The 20,345-nt window shown below is 62.3% G+C and carries 15 protein-coding genes; 13 read left to right on the top strand and 2 right to left on the bottom strand.

Going from position 1 to position 20,345, the window contains the following annotated elements; all coding sequences use genetic code 11:
• Positions 1–55: 55 nt before the first annotated feature.
• Positions 56–1,078 (bottom strand): GDSL-type esterase/lipase family protein, encoded by a 1,023-nt coding sequence (locus tag EXY20_RS29020; RefSeq protein ID WP_135555782.1) that lies wholly within the window; start codon positions 1,076–1,078, stop codon positions 56–58.
• Between the two features lie 901 nt (positions 1,079–1,979).
• On the opposite strand from EXY20_RS29020, the gene EXY20_RS29015 reads away from it, so the two are divergent.
• The 11 genes from EXY20_RS29015 to EXY20_RS28965 all read left to right on the top strand — a co-directional run bounded on the left by EXY20_RS29015 (position 1,980) and on the right by EXY20_RS28965 (position 16,597).
• Positions 1,980–2,690, top strand: coding sequence for a response regulator transcription factor (locus EXY20_RS29015; RefSeq protein WP_135555781.1), 711 nt, complete (start codon positions 1,980–1,982; stop codon positions 2,688–2,690).
• A 1-nt stretch (position 2,691) separates the two neighbouring features.
• Entirely contained in the window at positions 2,692–3,624 is a 933-nt protein-coding gene (locus EXY20_RS29010) for a sensor histidine kinase (RefSeq protein WP_135555779.1), read from the top strand.
• A gap of 120 nt (positions 3,625–3,744) precedes the next feature.
• Positions 3,745–4,746: an ABC transporter ATP-binding protein gene (locus EXY20_RS29005; RefSeq protein ID WP_135555777.1), complete on the top strand. Its 1,002-nt coding sequence runs from the start codon at positions 3,745–3,747 to the stop codon at positions 4,744–4,746.
• Complete coding sequence (locus tag EXY20_RS29000) at positions 4,706–5,713, top strand: ABC transporter permease (RefSeq protein ID WP_135555775.1); 1,008 nt, start codon at positions 4,706–4,708, stop codon at positions 5,711–5,713. Before EXY20_RS29005 ends, EXY20_RS29000 begins: the two co-directional genes overlap by 41 nt.
• Positions 5,714–5,743: 30 nt before the next feature.
• The gene (locus EXY20_RS28995) at positions 5,744–6,667 is read left to right on the top strand and encodes an ABC transporter ATP-binding protein (protein ID WP_135555773.1); all 924 of its coding nucleotides are present in this window, start codon (positions 5,744–5,746) and stop codon (positions 6,665–6,667) included.
• Entirely contained in the window at positions 6,660–7,355 is a 696-nt protein-coding gene (locus tag EXY20_RS28990) for an ABC transporter permease (protein ID WP_135555771.1), read from the top strand. The genes EXY20_RS28995 and EXY20_RS28990 overlap by 8 nt, the downstream gene beginning before the upstream one ends.
• Positions 7,356–7,410: 55 nt before the next feature.
• A complete protein-coding gene (locus tag EXY20_RS28985) occupies positions 7,411–7,890 on the top strand; it encodes a nucleoside deaminase (RefSeq protein WP_135555770.1) in 480 nt (159 codons plus the stop codon).
• 425 nt (positions 7,891–8,315) lie between these two features.
• Positions 8,316–10,760 (top strand): RNA polymerase recycling motor HelD, encoded by a 2,445-nt coding sequence (gene helD, locus EXY20_RS28980; RefSeq protein WP_135555768.1) that lies wholly within the window; start codon positions 8,316–8,318, stop codon positions 10,758–10,760.
• 671 nt (positions 10,761–11,431) lie between these two features.
• Complete coding sequence (locus EXY20_RS28975; protein ID WP_135555766.1) at positions 11,432–12,280, top strand: nucleotidyltransferase domain-containing protein; 849 nt, start codon at positions 11,432–11,434, stop codon at positions 12,278–12,280.
• Between the two features lie 128 nt (positions 12,281–12,408).
• Positions 12,409–15,543 (top strand): ATP-binding protein, encoded by a 3,135-nt coding sequence (locus EXY20_RS28970; protein ID WP_135555764.1) that lies wholly within the window; start codon positions 12,409–12,411, stop codon positions 15,541–15,543.
• A complete protein-coding gene (locus EXY20_RS28965; protein ID WP_135555762.1) occupies positions 15,521–16,597 on the top strand; it encodes a response regulator in 1,077 nt (358 codons plus the stop codon). The genes EXY20_RS28970 and EXY20_RS28965 overlap by 23 nt, the downstream gene beginning before the upstream one ends.
• Positions 16,598–16,601: 4 nt before the next feature.
• On the opposite strand, the gene EXY20_RS28960 is transcribed toward EXY20_RS28965, so the two are convergent.
• Positions 16,602–17,810: an MFS transporter gene (locus tag EXY20_RS28960; RefSeq protein ID WP_135555760.1), complete on the bottom strand. Its 1,209-nt coding sequence runs from the start codon at positions 17,808–17,810 to the stop codon at positions 16,602–16,604.
• Positions 17,811–17,927: 117 nt separating this feature from the next.
• Here EXY20_RS28960 and EXY20_RS28955 point away from each other — a divergent pair, with 117 nt between their 5' ends.
• Both EXY20_RS28955 and EXY20_RS28950 read left to right on the top strand, forming a co-directional pair.
• Positions 17,928–18,872 (top strand): helix-turn-helix transcriptional regulator, encoded by a 945-nt coding sequence (locus tag EXY20_RS28955; RefSeq protein ID WP_135555759.1) that lies wholly within the window; start codon positions 17,928–17,930, stop codon positions 18,870–18,872.
• A 227-nt stretch (positions 18,873–19,099) separates the two neighbouring features.
• Positions 19,100–20,311 (top strand): MFS transporter, encoded by a 1,212-nt coding sequence (locus tag EXY20_RS28950; RefSeq protein ID WP_135555757.1) that lies wholly within the window; start codon positions 19,100–19,102, stop codon positions 20,309–20,311.
• The last annotated feature ends 34 nt before the right edge of the window (positions 20,312–20,345 follow it).

Below are 20,345 nucleotides of genomic sequence, written 5' to 3'. Positions count from 1 at the left end.
CCGGCCAAAAGCGAAACAGCCGCTCCCCCATCCGGGTGGAGCGGCTGTTTTGGAATCAGTTGCGCTTCAGCAGCGCTTTCAGCCGCGGCGCCAAATGTTCGGCGATTTCGATCATCGCATTGTCGCCGGGATGGAGCAAATCCGACGCATGGCCGCGCAGCGACGTCATCAACTCGCGGCCGTCGATGTAGCTGACGTTCGGCAGCGACGGGTCTTCCGCGATGCTTCGCAGCGCCGCCCGGTACTCGTCCGGGGTCGCTTGCGGGTGACGGTCCGGCCAGACGTAGCCGAGGTCGCCGAAAAACGGGAACAGTCCGATGCACGCGACCGGCCGGTTCGTGTTGCCGGCGATGGTGCGGACGAAATACCGCGCCTTGTCGGCGAATTCCGCCGCCGTGACGCCCTGGTTCAGCATGTTGACGGAGATGCAGGCCGTAGCGATGTCCCAGTCGTCCCGCGCCGCGATGTAATCCGCGATCGCCGGCTCGCAGTAGGCGTTGCCGCTGGCGCCGAGGTTGATCGCATCGGCCCCGAGCCGCCAGGCCGTTTGTTTCACATAGCTGAGATTCGGATGAGTGGCTGCCGCGCCTTGCGTGATCGAAGTGCCGTAAGCGAGGTAGCGCAGCTTCGGCAGCTCGTCCGCCGCGGGCGGACGCAAGCTCGCTCCTTCGATGTCGAGCAGGTGAATTTCCCCGCCCTGGAACAGCAGCCGCCAGACGCGGGGATGGTGCGGGTACGCGCTCCCGTCAAAATCCGCCCGGCGCAGGAAATCCGCCGCCGGCGGCGTTAGTTCGATCGTTGTCGGCTCGGGTTTGATCGTAAAGCTTGGCCCTTGGAAATCGCCATAATACAAATAAGCTTTCGTCTCGCCGCTATGGCAGGCCAGCGTCAGCTTGACCGGGTTCCAGTCGCTGACGAAGCGGATTTCGCAGCCTGCGGCACTGCGATACACGGTCGCCGCCCCTTCGCGTATGTGCTGCCGCACCGTCTCCGGCACGCGCTGCAGCAGCTTGCCTTCCCGGCCCGGGACTTCCGCCAATTCCGCTACATTATGCAACTCCACTTGTCGATCGATCATCTTAAGCTCCTTTCGCGATCCGCAGCGATTGGCTGCGCAGTTCGGGCTGTAGCCACTTTTTCCATTGTAAACGATTCCCCGAAGATGAGATATGTCCAGCCGCGAAAATAATTGGCGGACCTGAACGAAATGTCTTCCCCGGACTCCCCTTCTGCCCGTTATCCCCTTGGCTCAGACTGGAACGGAGCAGCCCTCTCCGTAACTTCCATTCTGCTCGTTATCCCTTTGGCTCAATCTCAAGCATCAACAACGCTTATCCCATTTCAAGATAAGTGACCCCTAAGATGCAGGGACATCATTCACAGGTATACCCTTCAAACTCGATCCATCCAAACGCCAACTTGACCCGACGGGATAACCGGCAAACACATCCTTCAACTGACCACCGCCCCCTCATCCCCTCCTCTCCCCATACACGCACTGCCGCACCAGTCTGAGCCAATGGAATAACCAACAGACGCGAACTAGGAGTCGCTGGTACTGCAAAAACTTCAACTCGACGAAAAATGAAACATAGTGCGGGGTCGGAGCGGGCCAGAGCCGGGAGATGCGAAAATAGGCCATGTTTTATTGGTTATTTCGCCCCAAAAGGCCGGTCGCGAAGAAATAACCAGTGTTTTCACTGGCTATTTGGTTGCCAAGGGCAAATTTGAGGTAGGTCGAACCCAATAGCCAGTGTTTTCACTGGTTATTTTCGACGAGGCGCCTAAAATGGGGGGAATAAGCCATTTTTCATGGCCTATTTTCGACGACAAGAGGTAGCCGCGGTTTTTCCGCGTGTGCCTGACAGGGCTGAAATCGTGCCAGCCGCCAACCGTCAAAGCACCAGTTCCATAGCCGCCGACCATCTATGCTATGATAACCGTAAACATCGCATCACAAGAACGAAAGGAGCCTATCCATGCTCACCGAATCGCGCCACATCCTGCTCGTCGAAGATGACGATGCGATCGCCGAGATGGTCGCCGTACACCTGGCGAAAGACGGCTTCGCCGTCACGCGCGCGAAGGACGCCGCAGAAGCGCTGCGACTGTTCGGCGGCGCCCGGCCGATCGACCTCGTGCTGCTCGATCTGATGCTGCCGGGCATGGACGGCACGGAGCTGCTGCAGCGCCTGCGGCGGACGAGCTATGTGCCGGTGCTGATCGTATCCGCGCGCGACAGCGACGTCGACAAGGCGCTCGGCCTCGGCTTCGGCGCCGACGACTACCTGGCCAAGCCGTTTTCGCTTGTCGAGCTGTCGGCGCGGGTGAAGGCGGCGCTGCGCCGCGCGACGACCTACGCGCATCCGCAGCAGTCGGAAGCCGAAGAGGTGCTGCGCGCAGGCGAACTGACGCTTGATCCGGTGCGGCTGTCCGTCAGCAAAAACGGCAGCGAGCTGAAGCTGACCGCCAAGGAGCTGCTTATCCTCAAGCTGCTGATGGCGAACCCGAAGCGGGCGTTTTCGAAGGAGCAAATTTATCGCGCCGTGTGGCAGGACGAGTATTTCGGCGACGAAAACGCGATTCAGGTGCACATGAGCCGGCTGCGGGAGAAAATCGAGGACGATCCGTCGGCGCCGCGCTACATCAAGACGGTGTGGGGAATCGGCTACAAACTGGGGGAACTGTAGGATGGTGCCGATTCTGCTTGCCGCCGTCGCGGCGCTGGCGCTTGCCGTCGTCTGGCTGGCGGCGGCCATGCGCCGGCGCAGCCGCGGCTTCGCCTACATTCGCCGCAAGCTGGACGACATCGTCGCCGGCGATACGGCGGAGCAGGTGCTGCTGCATACGGGCGACCGCGGCTTGCGCGAGCTGCTTGTCGCCGTGAACCGGCTGCTTGCGGCCGGCAGCCGCACGAAAGCCGAATATGCGCGCAAGGAAGCGGCGCAGCGCACGCTGCTGGCGAACCTGGCGCACGATCTGAAGACGCCGCTGACGGTGGTGCTCGGCGTCACGGAGACGCTGACCGGCGACGCGCCGCCGGACGACAGGGCGGAACGCAGCCGGCTCGCGGCCAAGGTGCACGGCAAGGCGGAGGAGATGCGCGGGCTGATGAACCGCTACTTCGAGCTGGCCGCGCTGGAAGCGGGCGATCGCGAGCTGCCGCTGGGGAAGCTCGATGCCGCCGAAGTGTGTCGAAGCGGGATGCTGTTCTTCTACGAAAGCATCCAGGCGCACGGGCTGGAGGTAGCGATCGACATCCCCGACCGGCCGCTGTTCGCGCTGGCGAACGACGACGCGGCCAGCCGCGTGCTGCACAACTTGCTGTCGAACGCGATCCGGTACGGCGGCGCAGGCGGCATCGTTGGGCTTGCGGCGCGCGAGGAAGGCGAGTTTGTCGCCATCGAGGTGTGGGATCGCGGCCAAGGCATCGACGAGCGGCACCGGCAGCTCGTGTTCGAGCGGCTGTATACGCTGGAAGATTCGCGCAACCGCGCGTTCCAGGGCAGCGGGCTCGGGCTCGCGATCGCGCGCAGCCTGGCGGAGCGGATGGGCGGCACGCTGACTCTCGACAGCCGGCCGGGAGAACGGACGTCATTTACGCTGCGGCTGAAACGGATGTAAGCCGGAGGGTAAGCCACCCGCTCCGAAAAGACAGCCTTTCGCAAGATTTGCGAAACGGCGGCGACAAGTTTGTGCGGTACACTGTTCCTCGTCAGCACAAGGAAGAGGAGGTGGCGCACCGTGCAAACGCCGGCGGTGCAATTGATAGGCGTCAGCAAGCGGGTCGGCCGCAAAACGATCGTCGACCGGCTCAGCTTCGACATTCGCCCGGGGGAAGTGTTCGGCTTCCTCGGCCCGAACGGGGCGGGCAAAACGACAACGATCCGCATGATGGTCGGGCTGATCGCGATGAGCGAAGGCGATGTGCTCTTCGGCGGAATCAGCGTCAAGGACGATTTCCGCGCGGCAATCGCCCAGGTCGGCGCAATCGTCGAAAATCCCGAGATGTACAAGTCGCTCACCGGGTACCAAAATTTGCGCCAATACGCCCGCATGGCGGGCGACGTAACGAAAGCGCGCATTGACGAAGTCGTGCGGCAGGTCGATCTTGCCGGCCGCATCCATGACAAGGTGCGCACGTATTCGCTCGGCATGCGGCAGCGGCTCGGGCTTGCCCAGGCGCTGCTGCACAAGCCGAAGGCGCTTATCCTCGACGAGCCTACCAACGGGCTCGATCCGGCCGGCATCCGCGACATCCGGCTGCTGTTACGGCGGCTCGCGGCAGAGGACGGCATCGCGGTCGTCGTCTCCAGCCACCTTCTGGCGGAGATGGAGCTGATGTGCGACCGCTTCGCGATCATCCAGGAAGGCCGCCTGAAGGCGATTCATGCGACGCGCGGCGGCGATGGAGACGGAGACGAAACGGCGTCTGGCGCAGGCCGGCAGCTGCCGCAAGGAACCGCCTTGCTCCTGCGCGTGGAGCCGCTCGAGGCGGCGCAAGCTTGTTTGGCCGCCGAATTCCCGGCGATCGCCGTCCGCGAGCTGGAAGGCGGCGAGCTGCGCGTCGAAGCGGGGCACGACAAGGCGCCTGCCATCGTCAGCGCCCTGGCCGGGCGCGAGCTGCGCATTTTCAAGGTGCAGCCGGTCGCCAAATCGCTCGAAGATACGTTCATCGAGCTGACAGAGGAAGGAGGCGATCGCGATGCGCATCGGTTTGCGTCCGTTCGGCAGGCTGTTCGTTAATGAACAGGTAAAGCTGTACGGCAAGACGGGGACGAAAATCATGATCGCGCTGCTGTTGCTGCTCGTAGCCGGCGCCGGCTGGCTGGCCAAGTCGGCGTTAAACGACGCCGATGCCGGCAAGTGGCGGCAGGTGCTGACCCAGCAGAACGCAGCGCTGCACAAGCAGCTGCAGCCGCCTCCCGGCAGCGACGGATCGCCGGCGCCGGCGTTGTCCGCGAAGCAGCGCGAATCGCTCGAACGGCAGCTGGCGATGAACGAGTACCGCCTCGCGCATGACGTGCCGCCGCTTGATTCCGGCATCGGCGGGATGTGGTCGTTCGTCGAACTGACGTCGTCGGCGGTGCCCGACCTGATCGATGTCGTGACGCTGTTTACGATTATCGTCGCCGCCGGCATCGTGGCGTCGGAATTTTCCGCCGGTACAATCAAGCTGCTGCTCGTACGGCCGTTCGGCCGGGGTACGATCCTGCTGGCCAAGTATGCGACGACGCTCGCTTTTGCCATGGGGCTGCTGGTACTGTTGTTCCTGACGTCGCTGCTGGCGGGCGGCTTGCTGTTCGGCTTCGGCGGCATGAACGAGCCGTATCTCGTCTACGCGCATGGCGAAGTGGTCGCACGGAGCATGTTCGTTCACGCTATGCAGTCCTACGGCGCGGGCGGGCTCGACCTGCTGCTGTTGGCGACGCTGGCGTTTCTGCTGTCGGCGGCGTTCCGCAGCAGCTCCATGGCGATCGGCCTCGGCCTGTTCCTGCTGTTCGCCGGCCCGCAGCTGGCCTACATGCTGCAGAAATACAAGTGGACGGAATACGTATTGTTCGCCAACATGAACGTGAGCCGCTATTTCGACGGGGCGCCGTTCCGCGACGGGATGACGCTGTCTTTTTCGCTGGCGGTGCTTGGGGTGTACTATGTGTGTTTCCTTGCGTTCGCATGGACGGTGTTTCAGAGACGGGACGTTGCCGGCTGACGGGGCCGGCGGCGAAAGGAGGCAAGGGCCGTGAGCGACGTCGTGCGGACGTACCGGCTGACCAAAGCGTTCAAAAACAAAATTGTCGTCTCCGGCGTCGACATGCGCATCCGGCAAGGCGAAATTTACGGCTTTCTCGGCCCGAACGGGGCCGGGAAAACGACCGTTATGCGGATGATAGCCGGCTTGATCCGGCCGACCGACGGCGTCGTCGAGCGGTTTGGCTGCCAGGTGACGCCGTCGTCGCGCGAAACGCTCAAGCGCATGGGGTATGTGATCGAGTACCCGATGTTTTACGAGCACATGTCCGCCCGCGACAATATGGTGCTGCACGCCGAATATATGGGCTTCTACGATCCGCGGGCGATCGATGAGGCGCTCGAGCTGCTGCGGCTCGGCGATGCCGGAGCGAAGCGGGTCGGGTTGTTCTCGCTAGGAATGAAGCAGCGGCTCGGCATTGCGCGGGCGATCTGCACGCGGCCGGAGCTGCTCGTACTGGACGAACCGGTGAACGGGCTCGATCCGATCGGCATCCACGAGCTGCGCGAGCTGTTTCGCCGGCTCAGCCGCGAATACGGGATGACGCTGCTGGTGTCGAGTCATATTCTGCAGGAGATCGAGCAGATTGCGGATACGATCGGGCTCATTCACCGCGGCCGGCTGATCGAAGAGGTGTCGATGGCGCGCATCCGCGGCCGGCACAGCGAATATATCGAAGCGGCGACGACCGACGGGGCGCAGGCGGCTTTTGTGCTGGAGGACAAGTTTGGCGCCGTCCGGTTCAAAATGATCGGCGACCACACGCTGCGCATCTATGAGCCGGAGCTGTCGACGGTGGCGTTGTCGCGGGAATGGGTGTTGGCCGGCGTCGGCGTCGAGTCGTTGACGCGCCGGAACGCATCGCTCGAGGAGTACGTGCTGGCGCGCATCCGGGAGGAGGACGCCGATGATTAGACTGCTTGCGCTCGAATGGCGCAAATGGAAGTTTCGCGGGTTTCTGTGGGCAGGGTTGGCCGCCTGCGCAGCGCTGACGTTCTGGTGCGTGGGCAACCAGGGCGGCAATACCGGCGGATACCGCAACTATGGCGACGCCTTCGCCGAGATCGGGATGTACGCGATGAGCACGTTCGTCGTTTTCGCCGCGGTGCTGCTGGCGCGGGTCGTCATCGACGAGTACCGCAACAAAACGATCGGGGTGTTGTTCGGCTATCCGGTGCGCAGGTACAAGCTGCTGGCGGCCAAACTGGCGCTCGTCGCCTTGCTGACGTTTGGCATGACGCTTGTGGCTAACGCGCTGGTGTCGGCGGTGCTGCTGTGGCGGGAACACGCGTGGCCATCGTTCTCCTCGCCGGAGCCGCTTACCCGCGCCATCCTGGCGGAGGAGGCGGGAAGAATCGCGATTCATGCGGCGACGGCCGCGGGTATGGGACTGCTGCCGCTATATGCCGGCATGCTGCGCAAATCGGTGGCGGCGACGATCGTGCCGTCGTTCTTCTTCGTGATGCTGAGCAGCGGCATCTACAGCCGCGACGAAGCGCTGCCTATGCGCACGGAGGCGTGGCTTGCGCTGGCATGGCTTGCCGCGGGGGCGGTTTTGTCTGCGCTGGCGCTGCGTCGGGCGGAACGCGAGGACGTGGGGTAGGCGGTTTTGAAGGCGGGATTCGCTCATTCTATATACGAAGAAGGAGGGTTTTTTCATGATCCGGGAAACGGACAGGAAGCATCTGCAGCGCTGCGTGGAACTGGCCCGAACGGCGCTGGAGGTTGGCGACGAGCCGTTCGGCTCGATCCTTGTATCGGCCGAAGGCGAGGTGCTGCTGGAAGATCACAACCATGTTGCCGGAGGCGATCATACGCAGCATCCGGAGTTCGCGCTGGCGCGCTGGGCGGCGTCGCACATGAGCGTCGAAGCGCGAAGCAAGGCGACGGTGTACACGTCCGGCGAGCATTGCCCGATGTGCGCCGCAGCGCACGGCTGGGTCGGGCTGGGGCGAATCGTATACGCCAGTTCCTCCGCGCAGCTGGCGGAGTGGCTGGGCGAACTGGGGATCGCCCCGTCCCGCGTCCGCAACCTGCCGATCGGCGAGGTGATCCGCGATGCGGAAGTGGACGGCCCCGTGCCCGAGCTGGCCGAACAAGTGCGGGAGCTGCATCGGCAGTTCCATGCGCGCAAGTAAGGAGCTTGTCAGGTGTGGCGGAAAATAGCCCGCAAAAAGAGACGGTCGATTTATTGTGGACCGGATTGACGGGAACGGATCCGCGCAGAGAATATAGATGATTTTTCGTATACATTTTCGCCTTCCTGCGTTCCGGAGCGGCTGCAGGCGCTTGCCGCGCCTCGCGCCGATCGTGTTCGTCCCGAACCCGGCGGCTAATCCTTACCCTAATATCCGGCATCAAAAAAGAACCGGCAGCGATGCCGGTTCTTGTCATCTCAAATAACAGTTGCATTTCAGCAGGTTGGGTGGTAGAATCGAATAACCATTGCTGTTTTTATTGCGAGTGAACACAAGTGTAACATTGTATCTTCACTATTATCTTATCATGAAGGACGGCGTGTTGTCAAACCCATTTTGAAACGCAAAGGAGCGTGGCCCGAAAGATGATAAGCGCAGAGGATATGCGGCACGAGCGGGAGCGGTTGGAGCAGGTGACGGAGAAGCTGCAGGCGGGCATCGACGAGCTCGAACCGGAAGTGATCGGGCTGCGCGATCAGGTCAGGGACATTCGCAAACGCTTCTGGGAGGAAGTAACGGTCAATACGAGCACGGGGGAAGATTTCGAAGAGACGTTCTACAGCATCAAGCAGCAGGAAGCGCTGCTGTCGGAGCGGGAACGCAGCCACCGGCAGCGGATGCTGCGCTGGAACAACATGAACCGGCTGCTGCCGTCGCCTTATTTTGGCCGGGTCGACTTTCGGGAGGACGGGCAGCGCGGCATCGAGCAAATCTATATCGGCGTTTCGTCTTTCGTCGACGAAGACGGGCTCAGCTTCCTCGTGTACGATTGGCGCACGCCCATCGCGAGTTTGTACTACGACCACTCGCCGGGCGCCGCCGCTTACGAGACGCCGGGCGGAACCGTCGCGGGCGAGATGACGCTCAAGCGCCAGTACCGGATTCGCGACGGCAAGCTGGAGAACGTCTTCGACACCAGCGTCACGATCGGCGACGAGCTGCTGCAGCAGGTGCTCGGGGGCAAAGGCGCCGACACGCAAATGAAGAGCATTGTCGCCACGATCCAGAAGGAGCAGAACGCGATCATTCGCAACGACAAGAGCCGGATGCTCATCGTGCAAGGGGCGGCCGGAAGCGGCAAAACGTCGGCGGCGCTGCAGCGGGCGGCCTACTTGCTGTATAAGCATCGCGACCGGCTGAAGGCGGACCAGATCGTGCTGTTTTCGCCGAACCCGATGTTCAACAGCTATGTGGCGACGGTGCTGCCCGAGCTCGGCGAAGAAAACATGCAGCAAACGACGTTCCAGGAATATTTGGCCTATTGGCTCGGGTCGTCGCTGCAGCTGGAGAGCCCGTTCGATCAGATCGAATACGGCTTGACGGCGCCGCAGTCGCCGGCTTGCGATGCCCGGCAGCAAGGGATGCGCTACAAAGCGTCGGAATCGTTCCTGCATGCGCTGCAAGGGTATGCGGAGCGGCTGACGCAGGAAGGCATGAAATTTCGCGGCATCCGCTTCCGCGATCGCGAGTTGATCGCCGCGGAGCAGATGGCGGCGCCATTTTACAGCCACGATGCTTCCGTCCGCCTGGCGAATCGCGTCGTGCTGCTGAAGGAGTGGCTGCTGCGCCGGCTGACGCAGCTCGAACGCGAGGAGCGGGCGGCGCTGTGGGTGCAGCAGGAGCTCGATTACCTCGACACCGAGCAATACGCCGAAGCGTACCGAACGCTGCGGAGCAAACATGAACGGGAAGCGGCGGTGTTCGATTTTGCCGAGCCGTTCTTCGTGAGGACGGGCGATGAGCCCGGGGAAGAGAACGTCTTCGACTTCGCCGAGCAGGAGGAAGAGCTGCTGCGCCGAATGATTGTAAAAGAGGCGTTCGCGCCGCTGCGCCGGGAAGTGAGGCGGCTCGCGTTCGTCGACACGGCGGAGCTGTACGGCCAGCTGTTCGGCGATGCCGACGCCTACCGGCGCATGACGAACGGAGCCGAAGCTCCCGAGCTGTGGCCGGAGATCAGCCGGCAAACGTTGGAGCAACTGCGTGAAGGGCAGCTATTCTACGAAGACGCGACGCCGTTCCTCTATTTGAAGGAACTGGTGGAGGGCGCCCGGGTGAACACGCAGGTTCGGCATTTGTTCGTCGACGAGGGCCAGGATTATTCGCCGTTCCAGTATGCCTTCCTCAAGCGGCTGTTTCCCCGCGCCCGGATGACGGTGCTCGGCGACTTCAACCAGGCGATCTTCGCCCAGTCGACGCATCTGGACAATGCCGATTCGCCGCTCCTCCGGCTGTACGGGCCGGCGGAAACAAGCGTGATCCGCCTGGTCCGCAGCTACCGGTCGACCCGCGAGATCGTGGCGTTTACGAAGGCGCTGCTGCCGGGAGGCGGGGAGATCGTGCCTTTCGAGCGGAGCGGCCGGAAGCCGCTGCTTGCGCGGACGGGCGGCAGCGCCGAGCGGGCGGCGTTGATCGCGGCGCATGTGGCGGCGCTGCGGGCCGAAGGGTTCGGCACGATAGCCGTCGTGGCGAAAACCGCGGCCGAAAGCCGCGAAGCGTATGCCGCGCTGGCGGAGCAAGGATGCGCGGAGCTGCGGCTCATCTCGAAAGAAACGCTGGTGTTCGAAAAAGGAGTCGCTGTGATCCCCGCCTATCTCGCCAAGGGGATCGAGTTCGATGCCGTGCTCATTTACGATGCTTCGGCGCAGACGTATGGCCGCGAAAGCGAACGCAAGCTGTTTTACACGGCCTGCACGCGCGCAATGCACCGGCTCCACTTGTACACGACGACGGAGTGGACGCCGTATTTGCAGCGCCTCGATCGTACGTTGTACGAAGCGGCGGACAGCTGCGTCGAAATAGCTCCCTCCTGATTGATCGCTTTTGCTCTCAACGGCCTGCCGGTTTCCCGGCGGGCTTTTTGCATCTCTCGGATACGGCCCGCCCGATTACAAATAGCCCATGAAAAATGGCTTATTTGCCCGATTTGGCCTGCCTCGTTGGAAATAGCCAGTGAAAACAGGGCTTATTTGCTCCGCCAGGTCCCGAATCGGGTCTTTTGGCTGAAATAGCCAGTGATTTCACTGGTTATTTTAGGGAGGGCTGCTCGTTTTTGGTGGGATAGGCCATAAAACATGGCCTATTTTTTCAGGACGCTTGACCGGAGCGGCACAAAAAGCGAATTTGTTAGTTGGCGGAGGGGAGAATGCTGCGCTTGGCGAGGGGTTCAAACAGGGTCGAAGGGGCGGGAGCGGAGAGCGGGGGGTGGTGTGGAGAAGCGGCAGCGTTCGCCTTTGTTTTCCGGATACCCCTTGGCTTGTATCGTTCGAAGAATCCGGAAAACAAGAAGCGATCGGAATACCACCCCCCGCGCGCAGCGGGAGCCGGTTTCGCCAGCTATTTTCCGGTTTTTCCACATGTAAAAACGGTTCTTAAGTGTTCCTTAAGGGTCGTTTGGTATGATAAATCCCGATGAATGGCTTTGCCCTGCTTGCCCGGTTCGGTACAATGGGGAGAAAAGCATCTTGACGACAGGAGAATTGAAATGGACGTTTCAGCGACAATTGCCATGACGGTCGACCGTCTCAAAGGTGTTCGCGGCGTCAGCGCATTGGTTCTGGGCGGTTCGAGAGCCGGCGGGACCGCGTCCGCCGCTTCCGATATCGATATCGGCATCTACTACGATCCCGATTCCGGCCTGGATATCGCCGATCTTCGCCTGGCCGCCGCCGAACTTGACGATGGGCATCGGGAGAACCTGATAACGGAAATCGGCGGCTGGGGTCCGTGGATCAATGGCGGCGGCTGGTTGAAGGTGAACCGGCATCCGGTCGACTGGCTGCTGCGGGATCGTCGGAAAGTATCCCGAGTCATGGAACAATGCTTGCGCGGCGACATCACCATCGACTACCAACCCGGCCATCCGCACGGGTTTGTCAACGCGATTTATATGGCCGAGGTCGCTTGGTGCAAGCCGCTGTGGGACCCGTCCGGGATCGTGGCGGAACTTAAGGCGAAGACGATTCCGTATCCGGCCGCCTTCCGGCTGGCTTTGATCCGAACCTTCCGGTGGGAGGCGGCGTTTTCGCTCGAACAGGCGCACAAAGGGGCAGCCAAACACGATCTTGCCTATACGGCGGGCTGCTGCTTCCGCACCGCGGCTTGTTTGAACCAACTGCTGTTCGCGCTGAATGAAACGTATATGATGAACGAAAAAGGGGCCGCGGCCATCGCCGATTCCTTCTCCAGGGCGCCGGTGGATTACGCGCACCGGGTCAACGGCGTTTTTGCCGGCATCGGCGAAGATCGCGACCGGACGAAACAAGCGCTCGCGTTCCTGCACGAAATATTGGAGGAGACCGAGCGGCTGCTGCAGGACAGCGGGCTGCTGTAGCCGGTCCGGTGCCGGGCTCCGGCCGGATCGATCGGCATAATATCGGGACTTTGGGAGGAGCATGGTTGGGCGGTGTCGAAGTGTAGTCCGAGGAAACCACTCCATCTCCGCTTGCATGAGGGCCCACTATGAACGCATCGCTCCAAAAGATCGCCGGTTTGTTTCGCTCGTCGCTTGTCGCGTTGCTCCTGCTCCAGATCGTCATTGTTGCGCTGCTCGTCTCGTTGGGCGGCGGCGGCAAGCCGCCGGAAGCGCAGCTGGGCGTGCTGGATTTGACCGGCTGGGACGAGGAGCGGGACGGATCGGTCAAACTGGAAGGGCAATGGGAGTTTTATTGGCAGCGGCAGCTTATGTTCGCCGATTTCCGGAACGGCCGCGGGCCGCAGCCGGATCGGTACGCCGAGGTGCCGAACGAATGGAACGGATACAAGGTGAACGGAGCCAAGCTTGCCGGCTCGGGTTACGCCACTTATAAGCTCCAGATCAAGCTGCAGGCGCCAGTGAAGGAACTGGCGCTTAAAGTGTTGCCCTTGGCGACGGCTTACCGGGTGTACGCGAACGACCGGCTGCTGGTGTCGAACGGGCAAGCCGGCACAACAAGCGCCGACTTCGAAGCGTACGGCAAGCCGCAAACGATTGTGTTCGAGCCGCCGGGCGATTCGTTTGCGCTGATCGTGCACGTGTCGAATTTCGATTATGCCAAGGGCGGGTTGAACCGCAATTTGCTGCTTGGTTCCCCGGACGCCATGCAAGCGTACAACCAGGGGCTGGCGTACAAAGATTTTTTTCTGGCCGGGTGTTTGTTGATGGCGGTGTTCTACTCGATCGGCTCGTACGCCTTGAACCGCGAGGAGAAGATCAGCTTTTATTTCGGCCTCGTCTGTCTGGTGTTTCTGTGCCGCATTCCGCTGACGAGCAGCTATTTCATTTACGAATGGATGCCGACGGCCACGCTTCAATTGACGGAATGGATCAATTACGTCACCTATCACCTCGATATTTTGTTCTACGCGCTGATGATTCGCGAATTTTTCCCCTCGCTGTTTGCCGGACGGGTAAGCCGCACGCTTGTAGTCGGCACGGCGGTTCTTATGGCGCTGCTGGCGGTTCTCCCGCTGCGGATTTACAGCGAATTTTATTTGGTTTCCGATGTGCTCGGGTTTGCGGCGCTGGCTTATCCGTATTACGTGATCGTCAAGGCGGCGGTGAAAAAGCTGCGCTACTCGTGGCTCGTTTTTTTCGGCAACGGCCTGCTGCTGACGCTGGTCGTGCTTGATGTGGCGAATACGGAGCTGAATCGCTACGAAATGGGCTACTTTTCCAACTACGGCATCATCGTGTTTACGTTCATCTACACCTTCATCCTGGCCCGAAGATTCGCCCGGTCGTTCAAGGAAACGAAGACGCTGTCGCTGCAGCTGCTGGAGCTCGACAAGCTGAAGGACGAATTCCTCGCGAACACGTCGCATGAATTGCGCACGCCGCTGCAGGGCATCGTCAGCATTTCGGAATCGCTGATCGACGGCGTCGAAGGGCCGCTTACCGAACGGCAAGCCCGCAATCTGGATCTTGTCGTGGCGAGCGGCAAACGGCTGACCCAACTGATTCACGACATTCTGGACTTGTCCCGGCTGAAGCATGGGGATATCCATCTGACAAAGCGGCATGTCCGGATCGAGCCGCTGGTCGACTTCGTCATGGCCGTCTGCCAACAGACGCATGCGTCCAAACCGATCGTCTGGAAGCGGGACATTCCGCCGGAGCTACCTGCCGTGTGGGCCGACGAGAACCGGCTGGTGCAGATTCTTTTCAATCTGGTAGGCAATGCGGTGAAATTTACCGAGCGGGGCGAAGTGAAGGTATCGGCCTCGGCGAAGCCGGAGACGGGCACGGTGGAAATCGGCGTGACGGATACCGGGATCGGCATTGCGCCCGATCGGATGGACACGATCTTTTATCCGTTCACGCAGGCGGATGCTTCCATCGTCCGGTCGTACGGCGGGGCAGGCCTGGGCTTGTCGATAACGAAGCACCTGATCGACCTGCATGACGGCCGGATCGATGCGGTCAGCACGCCCGGGGTCGGCTCCCGGTTCACCGTTTCGCTTCCGGTCGCAAGCGGGGAAGAAGAGGAGAACTGGCAGCGGCCCCTGTACGAGGCGCCGCCCGCGTATCGCCCCGAGCCGATAGGCGCGGAGGCCGCGGCGTACGAAGTGGCACAAGCAGGCGAACGCATTCTGGTCGTGGACGACGATCCGGCCAACATCCGGTCGGCGATCAACTTGCTGAAGCTGGAAGGCTATTCCGTGACGGCCGTGACGAATGGCAGGGACGCGCTGGAGGCGGTTCGCCGCCGGCCGGATATTCGCCTCGTCATTCTCGACGTGATGATGCCGGAGCTGTCCGGCTACGAAGTGTGCCGCATCATTCGGGAGACAAAGTCGCCGCTGGAGCTGCCCGTCCTTATGGTGACGGCCAAACATCAGCCGGAGGATTTGGCGCTCGGTTTCGAAGCCGGGGCGAACGACTATCTCGTCAAGCCGTACGACAGGATGGAATTCCGGGCCCGCGTGAAAACCTTGATCGAACTGAACCGGACGATGCAGCTCGCCGTAAAGGCCGAGCTTGCTTTCCTGCAGGCGCAGATCAAGCCGCATTTTGTATTCAATACGCTTGGCGCCATCATGTCGCTCTGTTATTCCGACGGCCGCAAGGCCGGCCGCCTGATCGCCGTGTTCAGCCGCTACTTGCGGCTGGTGTTCGACATCGACCATCACGACACGACCGTGCCGCTCGGCAGGGAGCTGGAACTGATCCGGGTGTATACCGAAATCGAGCAGGAACGCTTCGGGGAGCAGCTGACGTTCCGCGCCGACATCGATCCGACGCTGCTGCAATGCCGCATTCCGCCGCTGACGATCCAGCCCCTGGTGGAAAATGCGATCGGCCACGGCGTGATGAAAAAGGTGGGCGGAGGACTCGTCGCGTTGACCGTCAAGCGGGAAGCGGACGGGATGAAAATTGTCGTGCAGGACGACGGCGTCGGCATGCCCGCTCCCATGCTGGAGCGCATTCGCCGGGGCGACCCCCGTGTGGGCGGAATCGGCATGGCCAATATCAACAAACGGGTGCTAGGCATGAACGGCATCCCGATGCAGATCGAAAGTGAGGAAGGGCGGGGCACCGCGGTGACGCTGCTGCTGCCGATCGCGGCCGGGAGCGGCGAGGAGGAGGAAACGAATGATTCGGGCCTACTTGCTTGACGATGAACAACACATGTTGAACTTGCTCGAGATGCAGCTTCGCGAGTTGGAAGTCGAAGTCGTGGGGAGGGCGAATAACCCGCATCGCGCCCTGGAGCAACTCGCGGCACTGCAGCCGGACGTCGTGTTTCTCGATATCGAAATGCCCGGCTTGAACGGTCTGGAGGTGGCGGAAGCGATCCAGTCGCGCGAAGGAAACGTGCAGATCGTCTACGTGACGGCGTTCAGCGCGCATGCGGTGAAGGCGTTCGAGCAGCAGGCGCTCGATTATTTGCTGAAACCCGTGGAAGAAGACCGGCTGCGCAAAACGGTGCAGCGGATTCAGCGGGAACTCGCCATGGCGCAGACAGAGGACGGGCCGCCTCCGCAGGCGTCTTCGGAGCAACTGAGCATCTCGGTATTCGGCAGCTTCGACGTGCGCAGCGGCAGCGGCGAAACGATCAAATGGTACACGGCCAAAGTCAAGGAATTGTTCGCGCTCCTGATCGTCCGCGCGGAGAAGGGCGTCCATCGGGACGAACTGATCGACATTCTGTGGGGCGAAGAAGCTTATGAAAAATCGAAGGTATATTTGCACGCCTGCGTCAGCTATGTCAGAAAAGCGTTGAAACGGTACGGATATTCCGGTTTGCTGAATTTCCTGAACGGCAAATATTATTTGGACCTCGCCGCCGTCCGTTGCGATTACCGGCCGACGACCCGCGCGTTGTCCCAGGTGTTCGCGTGGATGAAGGAGGACAACGCGCGGGAATTGGAGCAGCTGCTCGAATGGTATCGCGGGCCGCTGTTCGCCGATTGCGATTATCCGTGGGCAAGGGAGGAAGCCGAAAGTGCGCAGCGCCTCATCCGCGAGGTGCGGTTTTATTTGGCGAAACGGTATTTGCAAAGCGGCAACGAGCGCCGGGCGCTGGAAGCCGCAACGCCGCTGCTCGCCGAATGCCCGTACGAGGATGAGGTGTATCGCCTGCTGATCCAATCGTATCGGGCGCTCGACATGCCCCGGGAGGCGAAACGGATGGAGCAACTGCAGCGGGAAAATGTGCCGTTGCCCTGAGCCCTTATTCGGCAGCCCCTGCGCTTCGGAGGGGCTGCTTCTGCTCGTCGGCGCGGAGCATGCCGCTCCGCAGGAACGCGGCAAGTGAAAGCGCGAGACAAGCGGCGGCGAACAGCCCGATCGGCGAGTACCCGCCGAATTGGACGTACAGGAGGCCGGCTGCCCAGGCGCCCAGCGTGTTCGCGCCGTTCATCGTCGCATTGGCCAGGCTGGAAATCGTGCCGCGGATGGAAGCGTTGAGCGCTGTCAACAGGCCCATGACAAGCGGGAAAACCGCGCCGAGCGTCACGCAAATGAGGAAATAAACGGCCGTTGCGGCGGCAATGTGATGCAGATGAGGCATGGCGGCGTACAGGCCGGCGGCGGCGAGCAGCCCGGCGACGATAACGCGAGGTTGGCTGCCCAGCAGCCGTACCGCGTATGAGCCGGCCGCGCTGCCGAACAAATTGCCGAGCCCGAGGAAAATCATCACATTGCCGATCTGCCCGACCGGCAGCGCGAAGCCGTCCGCCAGCCAGCGGCCGGCAAAAGCGAACGCCGCCCCGACGCCCAAATGCAGCAGCAGGTAGGCGAAGAAGCCGCCGCGGGCCTGGCCGCTGGCGATCAGGGGAACGTAGCGGCGGAACAGGGCGGCCCGCTTCGCCTTGCCGTTTTCCGGCTTCATGTCCGGCTTCATGTCCGGCAAAATCGCGTAAGCCAGCACGGCGAGCAGCAGCGAGGCGGCGCCGATCGCCCAGAACGGCACTTGCCAGCTGGCGGTCGCCAGCCAACTGCCGATCGGCACGCCGAATGCCTGCGAGGCGGCTAGCCCGGCGAAGGCGATGCCCATCGTTCTGGCGATGCGCGGTCCCGGCACGACGGAAGGGATGGACGCCCACACCTGCGGGGCGGTGAACGCCGCGCCGACGCCGGCGAGGAAACGGAACAGGCACATCGTCCAGAAGCTGTTCGCCAGGCCGCACAGCGCCGTCGCGACGGCGAAGGCGAGCAGCCCGCCGAGCAGCACCGTCCGGCGGTTCAAGCCGTCCGACAGCGGCCCGGCGACCAGAGCGAACAGCGCCGAACCGAGCGCGTAAGCGCCGAGCATCCAGCCGGCGATGCCCGTAGGCACGCCGAATTGCTCCTGCAGCGTCGGCAGCAGCGGGGAGATCAGGAACGTATCGGTCCCGATCATAAACATAATCAGAAAGAACAGAACGGTATACTTGCTCATGCGTGTCGCTCCTGTCGATTCGAATTGGTTTGCAACGCCAGTGTAAGCTATAATGGTGACAAAATCTGTCGTCAATTAAAAACTTGCGGCGTTACAAGGGCAAAAGGAGCGATGCGGGTGTCCAAATCGAAGCGATTGATGGAGCTGATGATGACCGTCAACCGGATGAGGCGGTTTAAGGTGCAGGAGCTTGCCGACGAATTCGGGGTGTCGAAACGGACGATCCTGCGGGATTTGCAGGAACTGAGCGAGCTTGGGGTGCCGCTGTACTCCGAAGTCGGTCCGCACGGGGGCTATCAGGTCGTGAGGGAGCGGGTGCTGCCGCCGATCGCGTTTACGGAAGGGGAGGCGGCGGCGATGTTTTTTGCCGTGCATGCGCTGCGGCATTACGCTTCGCTGCCGTTCGAGGCGGAGTCCGCGTCGGCGCTGAAGAAGTTTTATTTGCATATGTCCGGCGACATCCGCGATCGCATCGACCGGATGAAGGACCGCGTCGATTTTGTGGCGCCGGCCCGCCGCGGCGAATCGCCGGGCCTCTCCTTGCTGTTGGATGCGGCCATCCAACACCGGGTGCTCGTCATCCGCTACGAGGCGAAGGACGAAGAAGCCGGTTGCCGCCGCATCCAGCCGGTTCGTTTGTACGCGCATAACGGCTACTGGTATTGCACGGCGTATTGTTTTTTGCGCCAGGGCCTTCGCGTTTTCCGGTGCGACCGGATTCGGGAGGCGGCCTGGGACGAGTCCGGCACGGAGCCGCTCGAGCCGGGCGACGCGCGGCTCGGCCGGCAGCCGGACGTGGCCCCGGCCGATTCGATCCGCCTGCGGGCGAAGCTGGGCCGGATCGGCGTGCAGCGCTGCGAAGCGGAGCTGTGGCTGGCGCCGATGCTGCAGGTGAAGGAGGACGGGAGCGGCGCGATCGACCGGGAGGTGAGCCGGACGGACATCGCGTTCTACGCCGACTTCTTTATCGGGCTGGGGGACGAAGCCGAGCTGGAGGAGCCGGAAGAGCTGCGGCTCGCCATCCGCAAGCGGCTGGCTGAGCTGGCGGCGCGCTATTCGTGATGCCGCCTGGAACAAGGCGCGGCGTTTGGCTGAAGTGTTTTGGAGCGAGGGGGAACGGGGTGCGTTTGCGTTTCGGTTGTGCGAGGCGGTGCGCATGTTGAAGTCGAATTGACAGAATCGGCCGCAAGCGCAAGAATGGGAAAGAAGAAGCACCCGGCCACAGCCGCGCGGTGCGGCATCCATCGCGGCATCGGCGGCACTCGCTCGCAGAAAGGACGCTCCCGGCCATGCAGATTTCCCCCGACTCCGTGCTCGGACAGCCTTATTACAAACATTATTGGGTATCGCGCGTACTTTCCTCGACTTCCTTCCAGATGCTCGCCGTGGCGATCGGCTGGCAAATGTACGACCTGACCCGCGACGCGTTCAGCCTCGGCCTGGTCGGCCTCGCGCAGTTTCTGCCGATGGTGCTGCTGACGTTCGTCGTCGGCCACGTCGCCGACCGGTTCGACCGCCGTCTGATCGTCGCCTGGTGCATGATCATCGAAAGCGGCATCGCTGCGCTGCTGCTGTTCGGCAGCCTTGGCGGCTGGCTCGGCCGCGAGTCGATTCTGGCGGCCGCCGCCATCCTCGGAGCCTGCCGCGCCTTCGAAGGGCCTTCCTCCTCGGCGCTGCTGCCCCAGCTCATGCCGAAGGCGCTGCTGCAGCAAGCAATCTCGTGGAGCACCTCCGCCGGCCAAACGGCGCAAATTCTCGGCCCGGCGCTCGGCGGCCTGCTGATTTCGGCCGGGCCGGCCTATGCCTACTCGGCGGCCGTCCTGGCGCTGCTGACGGCAGGCGTGCTTACGTTTGCCATCCGCATGGCGCCCATCGTGCGCAAGGTGGTGCCGACCACGCTGCGCTCCGTCTTTTCGGGGCTGGAATTCGTCTGGCGCCAGCCCGTCATTCTCGGCACGATCTCGCTCGATCTGTTCGCCGTGCTGCTCGGCGGGGCGACGGCGCTGCTGCCGATTTTTGCGGAGGACATTTTGCATACGGGGGCGTGGGGGCTCGGGCTGATGCGCACGGCGCCGGCCGTAGGCGCGCTGCTGATGTCGATCGCGATCGCCCGTTATCCGTTCCGCCGCGCGGTCGGGTACGTGCTGTTCGCGGCCCTCGGCGTGTTCGGTCTGGCGACGATGCTGTTCGCCGTTTCAAAAAGCCTGCCGGTTTCGCTGCTGGCGCTGCTGCTGATCGGAGCGTCCGACGTAGTCAGCGTCGTGATCCGTTCCTCGCTCGTGCAGCTGCGAACGCCGGACGAGATGCGCGGCCGGGTTAATGCGGTCAACTCGCTGTTCATCGGCACGTCGAACCAACTCGGCGAGTTCGAATCGGGCACGTTGGCCGGCTTGATCGGCGCCTCGCCGGCCGCATTCGTCGGCGGCATCGGCACGCTTGCCGTTGCGGCGCTCTGGATGGCGCTGTTTCCGTCGCTCCGGCGCATGCGATCGTTATCGTAAGCCGGATGCATCGGCCGGCGGCGGGCATTATTTT

This window comes from Paenibacillus cymbidii, from assembly GCF_004764705.1.
GTDB classification, from domain to species: Bacteria; Bacillota; Bacilli; order Paenibacillales; family NBRC-103111; genus Paenibacillus_AN; species Paenibacillus_AN cymbidii.
The sequence above is the reverse complement of the archived record's forward strand: the minus strand, read 5'-3'. Positions and strand labels throughout refer to the sequence as shown.

What these genes read in the sequence shown, in the direction of transcription:
- EXY20_RS29020 (WP_135555782.1), bottom strand. Translation starts at nt 1,078, where the DNA reads ATGATCGATCGACAAGTGGAGTTGCATAATGTAGCGGAATTGGCGGAA.
- EXY20_RS29015 (WP_135555781.1), top strand. Translation starts at nt 1,980, where the DNA reads ATGCTCACCGAATCGCGCCACATCCTGCTCGTCGAAGATGACGATGCG.
- EXY20_RS29010 (WP_135555779.1), top strand. Translation starts at nt 2,692, where the DNA reads ATGGTGCCGATTCTGCTTGCCGCCGTCGCGGCGCTGGCGCTTGCCGTC.
- EXY20_RS29000 (WP_135555775.1), top strand. Translation starts at nt 4,706, where the DNA reads ATGCGCATCGGTTTGCGTCCGTTCGGCAGGCTGTTCGTTAATGAACAG.
- EXY20_RS28990 (WP_135555771.1), top strand. Translation starts at nt 6,660, where the DNA reads ATGATTAGACTGCTTGCGCTCGAATGGCGCAAATGGAAGTTTCGCGGG.
- EXY20_RS28985 (WP_135555770.1), top strand. Translation starts at nt 7,411, where the DNA reads ATGATCCGGGAAACGGACAGGAAGCATCTGCAGCGCTGCGTGGAACTG.
- helD (WP_135555768.1), top strand. Translation starts at nt 8,316, where the DNA reads ATGATAAGCGCAGAGGATATGCGGCACGAGCGGGAGCGGTTGGAGCAG.
- EXY20_RS28975 (WP_135555766.1), top strand. Translation starts at nt 11,432, where the DNA reads ATGGACGTTTCAGCGACAATTGCCATGACGGTCGACCGTCTCAAAGGT.
- EXY20_RS28970 (WP_135555764.1), top strand. Translation starts at nt 12,409, where the DNA reads ATGAACGCATCGCTCCAAAAGATCGCCGGTTTGTTTCGCTCGTCGCTT.
- EXY20_RS28965 (WP_135555762.1), top strand. Translation starts at nt 15,521, where the DNA reads ATGATTCGGGCCTACTTGCTTGACGATGAACAACACATGTTGAACTTG.
- EXY20_RS28960 (WP_135555760.1), bottom strand. Translation starts at nt 17,810, where the DNA reads ATGAGCAAGTATACCGTTCTGTTCTTTCTGATTATGTTTATGATCGGG.
- EXY20_RS28950 (WP_135555757.1), top strand. Translation starts at nt 19,100, where the DNA reads ATGCAGATTTCCCCCGACTCCGTGCTCGGACAGCCTTATTACAAACAT.